Origin of the sequence: Tenacibaculum aestuariivivum (genome assembly GCF_964507685.1) — a bacterium.
Classification (GTDB): Bacteria; Bacteroidota; Bacteroidia; order Flavobacteriales; family Flavobacteriaceae; genus Polaribacter; species Polaribacter aestuariivivum.
Genome location: NZ_OZ208414.1, coordinates 186703 through 202645, shown reverse-complemented (window position 1 = coordinate 202645; position 15943 = coordinate 186703). Strand labels below are relative to the sequence as shown.

The 15943-nt window shown below is 28.9% G+C and carries 11 protein-coding genes; 2 read left to right on the top strand and 9 right to left on the bottom strand.

All coding sequences use genetic code 11. From position 1 onward, the window contains the following. The first annotated feature begins 38 nt into the window (after window positions 1-38). Window positions 39-3725 carry a phosphoribosylformylglycinamidine synthase gene (gene purL, locus ACN5J4_RS00780; protein ID WP_418650265.1) on the top strand — a complete coding sequence of 1229 codons (3687 nt, stop codon included), beginning with the start codon at window positions 39-41 and terminating at the stop codon, window positions 3723-3725. Window positions 3726-4421: 696 nt separating this feature from the next. Beyond that, complete coding sequence (locus ACN5J4_RS00775) at window positions 4422-4826, top strand: helix-turn-helix transcriptional regulator (protein ID WP_418650264.1); 405 nt, start codon at window positions 4422-4424, stop codon at window positions 4824-4826. Window positions 4827-4877: 51 nt separating this feature from the next. Here the strand turns inward: ACN5J4_RS00775 and fabG are convergent, their stop codons facing one another. From fabG to ACN5J4_RS00730, 9 genes are all read right to left on the bottom strand, one after another. Further along, window positions 4878-5624, bottom strand: a complete 747-nt coding sequence (gene fabG / locus ACN5J4_RS00770) for a 3-oxoacyl-[acyl-carrier-protein] reductase (protein ID WP_418650263.1) — start codon at window positions 5622-5624, stop codon at window positions 4878-4880. 91 nt (window positions 5625-5715) lie between these two features. After that, a complete protein-coding gene (locus ACN5J4_RS00765; protein WP_418650262.1) occupies window positions 5716-8676 on the bottom strand; it encodes a M16 family metallopeptidase in 2961 nt (986 codons plus the stop codon). Window positions 8677-8779: 103 nt separating this feature from the next. Then, entirely contained in the window at window positions 8780-9652 is an 873-nt protein-coding gene (gene sucD / locus ACN5J4_RS00760) for a succinate--CoA ligase subunit alpha (RefSeq protein ID WP_418650261.1), read from the bottom strand. A 61-nt stretch (window positions 9653-9713) separates the two neighbouring features. Further along, window positions 9714-10640, bottom strand: a complete 927-nt coding sequence (locus ACN5J4_RS00755) for a UDP-3-O-(3-hydroxymyristoyl)glucosamine N-acyltransferase (protein WP_418650260.1) — start codon at window positions 10638-10640, stop codon at window positions 9714-9716. Between the two features lie 35 nt (window positions 10641-10675). After that, window positions 10676-11242 carry an elongation factor P gene (gene efp, locus ACN5J4_RS00750; protein ID WP_418650259.1) on the bottom strand — a complete coding sequence of 189 codons (567 nt, stop codon included), beginning with the start codon at window positions 11240-11242 and terminating at the stop codon, window positions 10676-10678. A 54-nt stretch (window positions 11243-11296) separates the two neighbouring features. Beyond that, window positions 11297-12082 carry an acyl-ACP--UDP-N-acetylglucosamine O-acyltransferase gene (lpxA, locus tag ACN5J4_RS00745; protein ID WP_418650258.1) on the bottom strand — a complete coding sequence of 262 codons (786 nt, stop codon included), beginning with the start codon at window positions 12080-12082 and terminating at the stop codon, window positions 11297-11299. A gap of 4 nt (window positions 12083-12086) precedes the next feature. Then, the gene (locus ACN5J4_RS00740) at window positions 12087-13478 is read right to left on the bottom strand and encodes a bifunctional UDP-3-O-[3-hydroxymyristoyl] N-acetylglucosamine deacetylase/3-hydroxyacyl-ACP dehydratase (protein WP_418650257.1); all 1392 of its coding nucleotides are present in this window, start codon (window positions 13476-13478) and stop codon (window positions 12087-12089) included. Beyond that, a complete protein-coding gene (lpxD, locus tag ACN5J4_RS00735) occupies window positions 13471-14511 on the bottom strand; it encodes a UDP-3-O-(3-hydroxymyristoyl)glucosamine N-acyltransferase (RefSeq protein WP_418651122.1) in 1041 nt (346 codons plus the stop codon). The genes ACN5J4_RS00740 and lpxD overlap by 8 nt, the downstream gene beginning before the upstream one ends. A gap of 29 nt (window positions 14512-14540) precedes the next feature. Continuing rightward, on the bottom strand, window positions 14541-15806 hold the full coding sequence (locus tag ACN5J4_RS00730; RefSeq protein ID WP_418650256.1) for an HD domain-containing protein: 1266 nt from the start codon (window positions 15804-15806) through the stop codon (window positions 14541-14543). Window positions 15807-15943: the final 137 nt, after the last annotated feature.

Here is a 15943-nt window from a genome sequence, read left to right as displayed (position 1 = left end):
ATTTACCGATTAAAACAACACATTAATACAACTATACAATGATTCATTTCTTCGGAAACGTTAGCAGTAAAATATTTACTGTTCAAACAACAAAAGAATTATCTACCGAAACTATTTCAAAACTTACTTGGTTATTTGGTAACCAGCCTAAAATAAACGTAACGTCTTTAGACGTTTTTTTTGTTGGACCTAGAGCTGCAATGATTACTCCTTGGAGTACCAATGCTGTAGAAATTACACAAAACATGGGCATTTCTGATATAATCAGAATAGAAGAATTTGAAGTTGTTTCTGAAGATTTTTTGGATTTCGACCCAATGATTTCTCAAAAATATAACGGTTTACATCAAAATAGTTTTAAAGTTGATATTCAGCCAGAACCTATTTTAAATATTGACGATATTGCTGCCTATAATCAACAAGAAGGTTTAGCTTTAAGTACTGAAGAAGTTGAATACTTAGAAAGTGTTGCTACAAAAATAGGTAGAAAATTAACAGATTCTGAAGTTTTTGGTTTTAGTCAAGTAAATTCAGAACACTGTCGTCATAAAATATTTAACGGAACTTTTATTATTGATGGTGAAGAGCAACCTACTTCATTATTTAAAATGATTAAAGAAACCTCTAAGCAATTTCCTAACGATATTGTTTCGGCATATAAAGATAATGTAGCTTTTATTAAAGGACCTAAAGTTGAGCAATTTGCACCAAAATCGGCTGATAAGCCTGATTTTTACAAAACTAAACAATACGAATCTGTAATTTCATTAAAAGCAGAAACTCATAACTTTCCTACAACTGTAGAACCTTTTAATGGTGCTGCAACAGGTTCTGGTGGTGAAATTAGAGATAGACTTGCCGGAGGTAAAGGATCTTTACCTTTAGCAGGTACAGCTGTTTATATGACTTCTTACTCTCGTTTAGAAAAAAATAGACATTGGGAACAAAAATTCGAAGCCAGAGATTGGTTGTACCAAACACCAATGGATATTTTAATAAAAGCATCAAACGGAGCTTCTGATTTTGGAAATAAATTCGGACAACCCTTAATTACAGGGTCAGTGTTAACTTTTGAACATCAAGAAAATGCTGCTTCAAGTGATGCAAAACCTAGAAAATTAGGTTTTGATAAAGTAATAATGCAAGCTGGTGGTATTGGATACGGAAAAGCTGATCAAGCATTAAAAGACATCCCTAAAGAAGGAGATAAAATTGTAATTCTTGGTGGTGAAAATTATAGAATTGGTATGGGTGGCGCTGCTGTTTCATCAGCAGATACTGGTGAGTTTGCTTCAGGTATTGAATTAAATGCCGTACAGCGTTCAAATCCTGAAATGCAAAAACGTGCTGCTAACGCCGTTCGTGGTATGGTTGAAAGTGAAGAAAATTTTATTGTTTCTATTCACGATCATGGTGCTGGTGGACACTTAAACTGTTTATCAGAATTAGTTGAAGATACTGGTGGTAAAATCAATTTAGATAATTTACCTGTTGGAGATCCTACTTTATCAGCAAAAGAAATTATTGGAAATGAATCTCAAGAAAGAATGGGATTAGTTATTGCTGAAAAACATATAGATACTTTACAAAAAATTGCAGAACGTGAACGTTCTCCAATATATACTGTTGGAAATGTTACTGGAGATAATCGTTTTACCTTTGAATCTAAAACTACTGGAGAAAAACCAATGGATTTAGCTTTAGAAGATATGTTTGGTAGTTCTCCAAAAACAGTTTTAACCGATACAACTGTTACAAGAAATTATAAAAACTCAAGATATAAAACTAAAAACCTTTCAATATATTTAGCGCAAGTTTTACAATTAGAAGCCGTAGCGTGTAAAGATTGGTTAACCAATAAAGTTGATAGATGTGTTGGTGGTAAAGTTGCTAAACAACAATGTGTTGGTCCTTTACAAATTCCTTTAAATAATGTTGGTGTTATGGCGCTAGATTATAACGGAAAAGAAGGTATTGCAACATCTATTGGCCACTCACCTATTTCAGGTTTAATTAACCCTGCAGCAGGTAGTAGAAACTCTATTACAGAATCATTAACAAATATTATTTGGGCACCTTTAAAAGATAATTTAGCTTCAGTTTCTTTATCTGCAAATTGGATGTGGCCTTGTAAAAATGAAGGTGAAGATGCTCGCTTATACAAAGCTGTTAAAGCTGTTTCTGATTTTTCTATTGATTTAGGAATTAATGTTCCTACAGGGAAAGATTCACTTTCTATGAAACAGAAATATAAAGGTGATGAAGTTATTTCTCCAGGTACCGTTATTATTTCTGCCGCAGCAAACTGTAATGAAATATCTAAAGTTGTAGAACCTGTTTTACAAAAAAATGGAGAAAGTATATATTACATTAATATATCTCAAGATAATTTTAAATTAGGAGGCAGTTCATTTAATCAAGTTTTAAATACAATTGGTAGCGAAGCTCCAGATGTTAAAAATGCAACTTTTGTTAAAAATACTTTTAACACTATTCAGAATTTAATTAAAGCTGATAAAATTTCTGCAGGACACGATGTTGCTTCTGGTGGATTAATAACAACTTTATTAGAAATGTGTTTTGCTGATGTTAATTTAGGAGCTGATTTTGATATTTCATCTCTAAATGAAGAAGATTCATTAAAAGTATTATTTGCTGAAAATGCAGGAATTGTTTTTCAAGCTGATGCTAGCGTAGAAACTATATTAGCTGAAAATAATATTGAATTCTATACTATTGGAACAGCAAATAATACAGGTAAGGTAACCATAAAAAATAATGAAGATAATTTCTCTTTTGATATTTCAGAAGTAAGAGATACTTGGTATAAAACATCTTATTTATTAGATGAAAAGCAAACTGCAAATGGTTTAGCTAAAAATAGGTTTGATAATTACAAAAAACAACCTTTACAATATACTTTTCCTACTCACTTTACAGGAAAAATAATAGATGTTGTTGGTAACAATACAAAGCGTCCTAAAGCAGCTATTATTCGTGAAAAAGGATCTAATTCAGAACGTGAAATGGCTAATGCAATGTACTTAGCTGGTTTTGATGTAAAAGATGTTCATATGACTGATTTAATATCAGGACGTGAAACTTTAGAAGATATTCAATTTATTGGAGCTGTTGGTGGTTTTTCTAATTCTGATGTTTTAGGTTCAGCAAAAGGTTGGGCTGGAGCATTTTTATATAACGAAAAAGCAAATACAGCTTTAAAGAATTTCTTTAAACGTAAAGATACATTATCTATAGGTATTTGTAATGGAGCTCAATTATGGATGGAATTAGATTTAATAAACCCTGATCATAAAATTCATGGTAAACTAATACACAATGATTCTAAAAAGCATGAAAGCTCATTTACCTCTGTAAAAATTCAAGAAAATAATTCGATAATGTTATCTTCTTTAGCTGGTACAGAACTAGGTGTTTGGATTTCTCATGGTGAAGGAAAATTCAACTTACCAGAAGCTGAAACTAATTATAGTATTGTAGCTAAATATGCTTATGAAGGTTACCCTAATAATCCTAATGGTTCAGATTACAACACGGCAATGTTATGTGATGCTACAGGCCGTCATTTAGTAACAATGCCACATATTGAGCGTTCTACTTTCCAATGGAATTGGGCCAACTACCCTACTGGAAGAAAAGACGAAGTTACACCATGGCTAGAAGCTTTTGTAAATGCTAAAAATTGGATTAATTCTAAGGAATAATAGTATATTAATAAGTTAAGGTATTAATTAAATTAATAATTATATAAAAAGACACATTTCAATAATGTGTCTTTTTTTGTGCCTAATTGTTATTTACACTATTAATACAACATAAAACACATCAAATTAATATATAAGTTAAAGTAGAATAGATAATTAATAAAATATGCATCGAACTTTTAATTGCCGCATAGTTATGATAAAACTACATATTTACAATTGTAAATAGTTAAAAAGCACAGATTATTTACAATTGTATACTAAATAGCATTGATATTACAAACATGTAAAAAACTGAACTTAAAATACTATATAACAGCTATTTAAATCTATATAATATAAGTATTCTAATTTATAAAAAGAGTGTTTATTAAAATTACATTAAATAAAACATTTAATATAATACTATAAAACTTTTTTCGGTTATTAACATTTGTAACATATTAATATCAAGGTATATTCATTTACATTTGTTATAAACATCTTTCGCTTCATTACATCATGTTAAATTAGTTAATTATAAGATAAATCTATATAATTAACTTAATAAGCTATAAATTAGATACTTAAAACACTTAACCTATAGTTAAACATTAGTATATTACACTATTTTTATGTATAAAATATATGTTTTATGTTAATTTACAATTGTGTATCTTTGTAAAGTGTAATTATAATTAACATTTGTAAACTATTATGGATCTACTAACACGATTAAAGCAAATTATTGACTATTACAATTTAACTTCATCAACATTTGCAGATGCAATAGATGTTCAGCGATCTAGTATATCTCATTTATTGTCTGGTAGAAATAAACCCAGTTTAGATTTTGTTATGAAAATTGTAAATAAATTTCCTGAAGTAGATTTATATTGGTTTCTATATGGTGAAGGAGTTTTTCCTAAAATCGTAAAAGAAAATATTATAGAAAATAATTCTAAAAGTATAAATGAAGAAAACACCCTATTTTCTGAAAATAGCTTATTTGATAAAACCTCTGATAAAATTACAAATACACAATTTTCAGAAAATAAGAAAAAGCTCATAAAAATTGTGCTTTTATATAGTGATGGTAGTTTTGAAGAATTTAATAAATAAAAAAAGCAGCAATATAAAATTGCTGCTTTTTTTATTTATTAAAAATATAATTTAGGTTAACATTCCTCCATCAACAGATAATGTTTGTCCTGTTATATATGCACTCATATCTGATGCTAAAAATACACAAGCATTAGCAATATCTTTTGGTGTACCACCTCTTTTTAAAGGAATATCATTACGCCAACCTTCTACCACTTTATCATCTAGTTTAGCTGTCATTTCGGTTTCAATAAACCCAGGAGCAACAACATTACTTCTAATATTTCTTGAACCTAATTCTAAAGCGACTGATTTTGAAAACCCTAAAATACCTGCTTTTGAAGCTGCATAATTAGACTGTCCTGCATTTCCTTTTAATCCAACAACCGAACTCATATTTATAATAGAACCCGCACGTTGCTTCATCATAGGACGAATAACTGCTTTTGTTAAATTAAAAACCGATTTTAAGTTAACTTCAATTACTTTATCAAAGTCATCTTCTGAAATACGCATTAATAAATTATCTTTTGTAATTCCTGCATTATTTACAAGTACATCAATAGTTTTAAATTCTTCTAAAACATTTTTAGCCAGTTCTTGAGCTGCATCATAATTAGCTGCATTTGACTGATATCCTTTAGCTTTTACACCTAAATCATTCAATTCTTTTTCTAAAGTATTTGCTGCTTCAACTGATGAGCTATAAGTAAATGCAATATTACATCCTTGGTTGGCAAATTCTAACGCAATTCCTCTACCTATTCCTCTAGTAGCACCTGTAATAATTGCTGTTTTATTTTCTAAAAGTTTCATTTATTCATTGATTTTTAATAAGTCAAATATAAAAAGAAAATCCTGCTAAAGAATTAACTTTAACAGGATTTTAAATTATTATATAATAATCTTATTTTTTTTCATTTACGTAATTAAATAAATAATCAATATCTAGCTCTTTTATTTTTCCTAATTTCTTTAAAGATGCAATATTTAAATCTTTTTTATTACCAATAACCATTACATTATAAGATTTTCCTTTTATATTTTTATTAAAAAATTCTTTTAAATCTTCTAAAGTCATTTTTTTAATCGTGTTATATATTTGTTCACGATTATCATTATCAATACCTAATTTTTTTAATCGTTCATAGGACCAAAATATATTTGATTTAGTAATACGTTGAGAAGCTATTTTTTTTAAAGCAGATTCTTTTGCCGCATTAAATTGCTTTGTAGCTTCTGGCATATTATTCATTAAATGCATCATTGCATCAACTGCTTGTTCTAATTTATTTGCTTGCGTACCAATATATGCCATCACATAATTTGAATCTTCTTTATTAGAAGCATTACTATATGAAGCAAAAGCTGAGTAAGCTAATGATTTAGACTCTCTAATTTCCTGAAAAACTATTGATGATAATCCACTACCAAAATAGGTATTAAATAATGTTGATGCTGCTAAATTTTCAGCTTCAAAAGGAGTTCCTTTTGCTAAAAAAACCATTTCAGTTTGAACCATGTCATAATTAGTAAAAAACACATTACCTCCTGTTGCTAATTCTTTATATTTTTTAGCCTTTGGGTATTCCTTTAACTCTCCATGTAGTTTATGACTTTTGTTTAAGCAAGTAACTGCAGTTTTTACATCCTTACCATAATAAAAAATACGTTGTTTATAATTTTTCATATCCTTAATTATTGACACTAATTCTTTTGGATTAATAGCCTTTAATTCATCTAATTGCATAATGTTTCTTATACGCGAATATTCACCATATTTACCATAATTATATAAACCATTTTTAAGAATATTTCTTTTTTGGGTTTTTCCATTTTCACGTGATTTGTGAATTTTGTCTACATATTTATTATATGCAATATTATCAGCTTTTGCATTATCCCATAAATGCTCTAACAATTCTAACCCTTTAGGTAAGTTTTCTTTTAAACCTCTTAAGCCAACATATGTTTTATCATTTTGGGCGCTTACATAATAATCAACTCCTAATTTATAAAACTCTTTTTTTATTTCAGCTGCTGAATATTTTTCTGTTCCCAAAAACTCTAAATATCCTGCTGCAAGACTTAATTTTTTATCATTGTCTTTACCCATATCGAAAATAAAATTTAAATCAAATAAATCATTATTTTCATTCTCAACGTAAGAAACTGTTATTCCATTATTTGTTTTAACTTCTTTAATTGCTGTTTTATAATTTATAAATTTAGGTTTTAATGGTGCTGATTTTTGTTTATTAAATTCGATAAAAAAAGCTGAGTTTTGACCTCTATTTAGATTTATAGGAGTAATACCAGGATTAGACACCTTTACAATATTCTTATCCTCTCCTTTACGTTTATAAGTTACCACATAGTTATTTTGATAAAACTGATTAGCAAATTTCACTAACTCTTGTTTAGATATTTTTTTTAAATCTTCTAAAAATTGTACTTGGTAACCCCAGTTTTGATGATGAATAAATGCATTTAAATAAGCATTTGCTAAAGCCGTATTATTTTCATATTGTTGAGTTTGATTTAGTTTTAAATCATTTACAACAGCTTTAATCATCCATTCATCAAATTCTCCTTTTTTTAGTTTTTCAATTTCAGCTAATAGTAAATCTTTAACTTCATTTAATGTTTGTCCTGATTTTGGACTACCATTAAACGAATGGTATCCATAATCATTTAAAAAAGTAGGAGAACAGCTTGCTCTTTGTACAATTTGTTTTTGATTTAAATTTAAATCAATTAAACCAGCCCTACCATTTGCCATAATCATATCACAAAGGGTTACATATTTTTCATCTTCTGTATTTACTCCTTTCGATCTAAAGGCTATGGATACACTTTCTGATGTTGGCCCAAAAACTTCTTTTACAACTGGTTTAGTAATTGGTGCTTCTTTTGGTAAAATAGGGTGAATTAATTCTTTCTTTTTAAATTTACCAAAAGTAGTTTTAACTTGTTTTAATGTAGTATCAAAATCTAAATCACCTACCAAAATAATTGCCATGTTGTTTGGCACATAGTATTTATTAAAGTAATTATGGATGTCAACCATTGAAGGATTTTTTAAATGCTCTGCATTTCCTATAGTAGATTGTTGTCCGTATGGATGTTTAGGAAATAATCCATCTAACATAGCGGCATATTGTTTTCTTCCGTCATTATCTTGTCCTCTATTAAACTCTTCAAAAACAGCTTCTAACTCTGTATGAAATAAACGTAAAACTAAAGTGGTAAAACGCTCAGATTCTAAATTTAACCATTTATTTAATTCATTTGCTGGTATTTTATTTTTATATACTGTTTCTTCAAACCAAGTATGTGCGTTTGTACCTGTTGCTCCTATAGAACTAGTCATTTTATCATACTCATTTGCTACAGAATAATTAGAGGCTTCTAAAGAAATTTTATCAATCTTTTTATATAGTGCTAACTTTTTATTTACATCTTTTTCTGCTCTATGTTGTTCGTATAAGCTAGAAATTTTATCTAAATATTCTTTTTCTTTTTTCCAATTAACGGTTCCTATTTTATGAGTTCCTTTAAAAACCATATGCTCTAAGTAATGAGCTAAGCCTGTTGATTCTTTGGGGTCGTAATTTGAACCTGCTCGAATAGCAATATAGGTTTGAATTTTTGGTTCGTCTGTATTTTTACTTACATACACTTTTAATCCATTTTCTAAAGTATATAAACGTAAGCCTGTTGGATCATTTGTAATAGTTTCATATTTAATTCCATCAGTACTAATATGTTTTTCTGTTTTAACTTCATTATTTGAGGTTGTTGTTGTTTTACAACTAATAGCTATAACAAATAGCAAACTAAATAATAATAATTTATTTTTTTTCATTTTCATTCTTTTTATAATAAAAGATCCGTTGAATTTACAAATTCAACGGATCTTTAAAAAAATATTATATATACTTTAACAATTATATTTTATACGTATAAAATTATGCTAAAACTTTTGCTACCATTTCACCAATTTTAGCTGGAGATTCAACAACGTGAACTCCATTTTCTGCTAAAATTTTCATTTTAGCTTGTGCTGTATCATCATCACCACCTACAATTGCACCTGCATGCCCCATTGTTCTACCAGCTGGTGCAGTTTGACCTGCTATAAAACCTATAACTGGTTTACGATTACCATCAGCTTTAATCCAACGAGCAGCTTCTGCTTCTAAATTACCACCAATTTCACCAATCATTACAATTGCTTCAGTTTCGTCATCATTCATTAATAACTCTACTGCTTCTTTTGTTGTAGTTCCAATAATTGGATCTCCACCAATACCAATTGCAGTTGTAATTCCAAATCCTTGTTTTACAACCTGATCTGCTGCTTCATAAGTTAAAGTTCCTGATTTAGAAACAATACCTACTTTTCCTTTTTTGAATATAAAACCTGGCATAATACCAACTTTAGCTTCATCTGGAGTAATAACACCAGGACAGTTAGGACCTATTAAAGTACAATCTAATTGATCAATATAAGCTTTTACTTTTACCATATCAGCTGTAGGAATTCCTTCAGTAATACAAATAATAACTTTAATACCTGCTTCTGCAGATTCCATAATTGCATCAGCAGCAAATGCTGGTGGTACAAAAATAATAGAAGTATCTGCTCCTACTTTTTGCACAGCTTCATCAACCGTATTAAAAACTGGCTTACCTAAGTGCTCTTGACCTCCTTTACCTGGAGTTACACCTCCAACTACGTTTGTTCCGTAGTCAATCATTTGACCAGCGTGGAAAGTTCCTTCGCTACCAGTAAAACCTTGTACAATAATTTTTGAATCTTTATTTACTAAAACACTCATGGATTTTTATTTTTATTTTGCTTCACAAAAGTAATCGTTTGATATTGATTTGTGAAAATTTTTAGTTCTTTTTTTGTTCTTTTAAAAATCGCTTAATTCCTGCTATTTCTTTTAACTTTTCTCTTGATTCTGAAATTGGCGTTCCAAAATAGGTTTTACCTCCTTCAACTGATTTTGTTACACCTGTTTGACCTAGTATAATAGCTTTTTCACCAATAGTAATACCACTATTTGTTCCTACTTGCCCCCAAATTGTAACTTGATCTTTAATAATAACACAACCTGCAATACCAGTTTGCGAAGCAATTAAGCATTTTTCACCAATAATAGTGTCATGCCCAATATGAACTTGGTTATCTATTTTAGTTCCTATACCAATAGTTGTATTTCCTGTTACTCCTTTATCTATAGTACAAGAAGCTCCAATATCTACATTATCTTTTATAACTACACTTCCTCCAGAAATTAATTTATCAAATCCTTCAGGTCTATTTTTATAATAAAAAGCATCTGCTCCAATAACAGTGTTTGCATGAATTGTAACATTATTGCCAATAATTGTATTACTATAAATAGTTACATTTGGGTGAATTACACAATTTTCACCAATAAAAACATTGTCTCCTATAAAAACATTTGGTTGAATTATAGTATTTTGTTTTATAATAGCACTTTGTGAAATACTTTCTTTTGACGCTATAAATGGATTAAAATGTGTTGTTATTTTATTAAAATCGCGAAAAGGGTCATCAGAAATTAACAATGTTTTATTTACAGGGCAAGCTACTTTTTTATTAATTAAAATTGTTGTTGCTGCTGAATTTAATGCTTTTTCATAATATTTAGGATGATCAACAAAAACTATGTCTCCTGCCTCTACAACATGAATTTCATTTATTCCTTGTATAGGAAAATTTTTATCACCAATAAATTCTACCTTCAATAAGGTAGCTATTTGCGCTAATGTTTGTGCTTTTTTAAATTTCATTGTAAAAATAAATTTCCGCCAAAGCGGAAATTGGTTTATTCTTTAACACGTTCTTGATAGGTACCTTTAGTGGTTTCTACCTTAATTTTATCACCTTCATTTATAAAAAGAGGTACATTTACAATTGCTCCAGATTCAACTGTTGCTGGTTTTGTTGCATTTGTAGCTGTATTCCCTTTTATGCCTGGTTCAGTATGTGTTACTTCTAAAATTACACTTGCTGGCATATCTACCGATAAAGGCATTTCATCTTCTGAGTTGATAATAATTGTAACAACCTCACCTTCTTTCATTAATTCTGGAGCATCTAAAGCACTTTTTTCTAAAGTTATTTGAGAATAATCCTCCTGATTCATAAAATGAAACGTTTCTCCTTCTTTATATAAATATTGAAATTTATGTGTTTCAACTCTAACGTCGTCAATTTTCCTTCCTGATGGAAATGTATTATCAACAACTTTACCGTTTGTTACACTTTTTAATTTTGTTCTAACAAAAGCAGGTCCTTTTCCTGGTTTTACATGTAAAAATTCAACAACTTTATAAATGTCGTTGTTGTATCTCATACATAATCCGTTTTTAATATCTGATGTTGTAGCCATTATATTTATTGTATTTTTAAGTTACTGCATTTACTTACTATGTAACTTATATAATTAATTTGATTTGAAGTATCCTTTCATAATTCCACGATTTGAATCTTTTATAAACTGAATAATTTCATCTCGTTCTGAAGTAGCTTCCATTTCTGCTTCAATTATATCAATTGCTTGTGAATTATTATAATTTTTTTGAAATAGAATTCTAAAAATATCTTGAATTTCTCTAATTTTTTCTGTTTCGTATCCACGTCTACGTAAACCAACAGAATTTATTCCTACATAGGATAAAGGTTCACGCGCAGCTTTTACATACGGTGGTACATCTTTACGTACTAAAGATCCTCCTGTTACAAAAGCATGGTTACCTATTGAAGCAAATTGATGTACAGCAACCATACCTGCTAATACTACATTATCTCCTATAGTTACATGACCTGCCAAGGTTGTATTATTTGAAAAAATACAATTTTCACCAACAAAACAATCATGAGCAATATGACAATATGCCATTATCAAACAATTATCACCAATAGCAGTTTTCATTCTATCTGATGTTCCTCTGTTTATAGTAACACATTCTCTTATGGTAACATTATCACCTATTTCAACAGTGGTTTCTTCATCATTAAATTTTAGATCTTGTGGTATTGCGGATATAACAGCTCCTGGAAAAATTCTACAATTTTTACCTATACGAGCTCCTTCCATAATAGTAACGTTAGAACCTATCCAAGTTCCTGAACCTATTTCAACATTTGAGTGTATTGTTGTAAAGGGTTCTATTACTACGTTTCTAGCTATTTTTGCTTGTGGGTGTACGTATGCTAGTGGTTGATTCATAAAATTATTGTTTTTTTGCTATTTGCGCCATTAATTCGGCCTCTACAACTACTTTATTATTTGCATACCCAAAGGCTTTCATATGACAAATTCCTCTTCTAATAGGCGTTATTAATTCACATTTAAAAGTTAAAGTATCACCTGGAAGTACTTTTTGTTTAAATTTAACATTATCCATTTTCATAAAATAAGTTAAATAATTCTCTGGATCTGGTACGGTATTTAAAACCAAAACACCTCCACATTGTGCCATTGCCTCTACTTGTAAAACTCCTGGCATTACTGGAGCTCCTGGAAAATGACCTGTAAAAAAAGGCTCATTCATAGTTACATTTTTCATACCTACAACATGAGTATCTGATAATTCTAAAATACGATCTATCAGTAAAAATGGTGGCCTATGAGGTAAAATATCCATTATTTTATGAATATCCATTAAAGGTGGTTTATTTAAATCGTATTGAGGAACATAATTACGTTTCTCTAGTTTAATCATTTTTGCTAATTTTTTAGCAAATAATGTATTAATTAAATGTCCTGGTTTGTTTGCTATAACTTTACCTTTTATACGTGTACCAACTAAAGCTAAATCACCTACAACATCTAATAATTTATGTCGTGCTGCTTCATTTGCCCAATGTAATTCTAGATTATCTAAAATTCCGTTACTTTGTATTTTAATATCTGATTTATTAAAAGCTTTTTTTAACTTTTGTGTTGTATTTTCTGATAATTCTTTATCTACATATACAATAGCATTATTTAAATCTCCTCCTTTAATTAAATCATTATCTAATAACATTTCAATTTCATGTAAAAAACTAAATGTTCTTGCTGCAGAAATTTCTTGTTTAAAATCAGAAATTTTATTTAAAGTAGCATTTTGAGTACCTAAAATTTTAGTACCAAAATCTACCATTGCAGTTACTTCATACTCATCAGATGGCATTAAAATAATTTCACTTCCTGTAGCTTCATCTTTATATGATATAATTTCTTTTACCACATATTCTTCTACCTCTGCATTTTGTTCTACCACTTTAGCATCTTCTAATGCTTTTATAAAAAACTTAGAAGAACCATCCATTATAGGGGGTTCAGACGCATTAATTTCTATAATTAAATTATCTATTTCTAGTCCTACTGCAGCTGCCAAAACATGCTCTGAAGTTTGAATTTGCACCCCTTTATGCTCTAAGTTTGTACCTCGTTGAGTATTGGTTACATATTCAGCTTTTGCTTGAATTGTAGGTGTTCCTTCTAAATCAACTCTAACAAAAGCATATCCATGGTTTATTGGAGCTGGTTTAAATACCATTGTTACTTCATTACCTGTATGTAATCCTACACCAGTTAATGTAATTTCATTTTGTATTGTTCTTTGTTGCTTACTCATTTTTTACTTTTTGAGCATTTAACTCTTTTTCTAATTTATCTATTTTAGATGCTAATTTTGGTAAATTCTTAAAGTAAACATATGATTTACTATAATCTGAATAACCAAAAGCAGGTGTTCCCTGAACTACATCTTTCTCTTTTATACTTTTACCTACACCTGATTGTGCTTGTATTCTGGCATTATTACCAATAGTTATATGACCAACAATACCTACTTGCCCACCAATCATACAATTTTCACCAATTTTAGTAGAACCTGCAATACCTGTTTGAGAGGCTATCACTGTATTTTTACCTATTTCTACATTGTGAGCAACTTGTATTTGATTATCTAATTTTACCCCTTTTCTTATAATTGTTGACCCAAGTGTTGCTCTATCAATTGTTGAACTAGCACCTATATCAACATTATCTTCAATAATAACGTTTCCTATTTGTGGTATTGTTTCATATGTACCACTGGGTGTAGGTGCAAAACCAAAACCGTCTGAACCTATAACACAACCTGAATGAATTTTACAATGCATTCCTATTTCTGTTTCTGAATATATTTTTACACCTGCATAAATAGTTGAATTATTTCCTATTTTAACATTGTCGCCAATATAAACATTAGGATAAATTTTAACATTATCGCCAAGTACTACATTTTCTCCAATATATACAAATGCACCTATATATTCATTGACACCTACAGAAGCTGTACTTGCTATAAAGTGTGGGTTTTCACGACCTTGTTTATTGTTTTTAACTTCATTATAAAAAGCTAATAACTTTGAAAATGCTTGATAAGCATCTTCAACAATTATTAAGGTTGTTTCTATTTCTTTTTCTGGCTTAAAAGACTTATTTACTATAACTACAGATGCTTTTGTAGTGTATATATAAGTATTATATTTAGAATTAGATAAGAAACTTAATGACCCCTCTATACCTTCTTCAATTTTAGAAAGTTTAGATACTTCTATATTAAAGTCACCTACTACATCTCCTTCTAAAATGTCTGCTATTTGTTTTGCTGTAAATTTCATTGATTGCAAAAGTAATTATTTTTGTTTAATTACTTATTGTTAGATTTGTTTAACAATTGAACTAATTTATTTTTTTTAGGATAACATAAATAATATTTTATTACAGGTTTAGTTAAAGCTTTTAAATTTAACTGATCTGATGCTTTTGCAATATCCTTTAACTTTCCTTTTTTTGTATAAATTTGAATAGGTTTATTAGTATTATATGCTTGATGTTTTATTTTATTTGACAAAACAAAATAATTAATATCCTCGTCTTTGATAGCTGTATTAGCTATTATTTTTTTATAAATTTTATCTTTATACGCTTCTTTAAAAGGTTTATCTTGAATTTCAATTTTAAAAAGATTTCGGTGAATTATCATTTTAGCTAAAGATGAAAGTACAAAATCATCATGGTGTATCCATTCTTTTATTCCAGACATAACATCGTAGTCATCTAATTCTGAAAATATTTTTAAAGTACTGTTTGTAAAATTATTTTTTGATATAGGGTTATATAGAAAATATTTTAATGCTTTTCCAGCAGGTACTTCAATACCTTTCATAGCTAATTCTTTAGCTCTTTTTAATACATTAACCAATGTATTCTCAGCAACCAATCCTGTTTTATGCAAATATACCTGCCAATACATTAAACGACGGGCAATAATAAATTGTTCTACAGAGTAAATTCCTTTTTGTTCTATCACTAATTCATCATTCACAACATTCATCATTGCTATTAAACGATCTGATGAAATATTACCTTCTGTAACTCCTGTATAAAAACTATCTCTTTTTAAATAATCTAACCTATCAATATCTAATTGACTTGATATAAGTTGATATAAAAATTCTCGATGATATTGTCCTTCAAAAATTTGAATTGCTAAACTTAACTGGCCATCAAACTCATTATTTAATGCTCTCATAAATTTCAAGGAAATTTCTTCGTGTGAAATTTCACTAACTATACTATGTTCTAATGCATGAGAAAAAGCTCCGTGACCAATATCATGTAATAAAATAGCAACATATAATGCATTTGCTTCTGCTTCTGAAATAGCTATATTTTTATTTCTTAATACATACACTGCTTTTTGCATTAAGTGCATACAACCAATTGCATGATGAAAACGAGTGTGATTAGCTCCAGGATAAACCATATTAGATAAGCCCATTTGAGCAACTCTTCTTAATCTCTGAAAATAGGGATGCTCAATAATATCAAATATTAATGAATTAGGAATCGTTATAAAACCATAAATAGGGTCATTAATAATTTTTAACTTATTCGTTTTTTGCTTCTTCAAAATTTTATAAATACTTGAATTTATACAAAATAATCATAATTAATCAACAAAACCAAATTAACAAAAGCTTTATTAACGTATTTTTAGCTTTTACTGATGCAACAAACTGCTTTTTTAGCGTTATTTTAATGTAAATT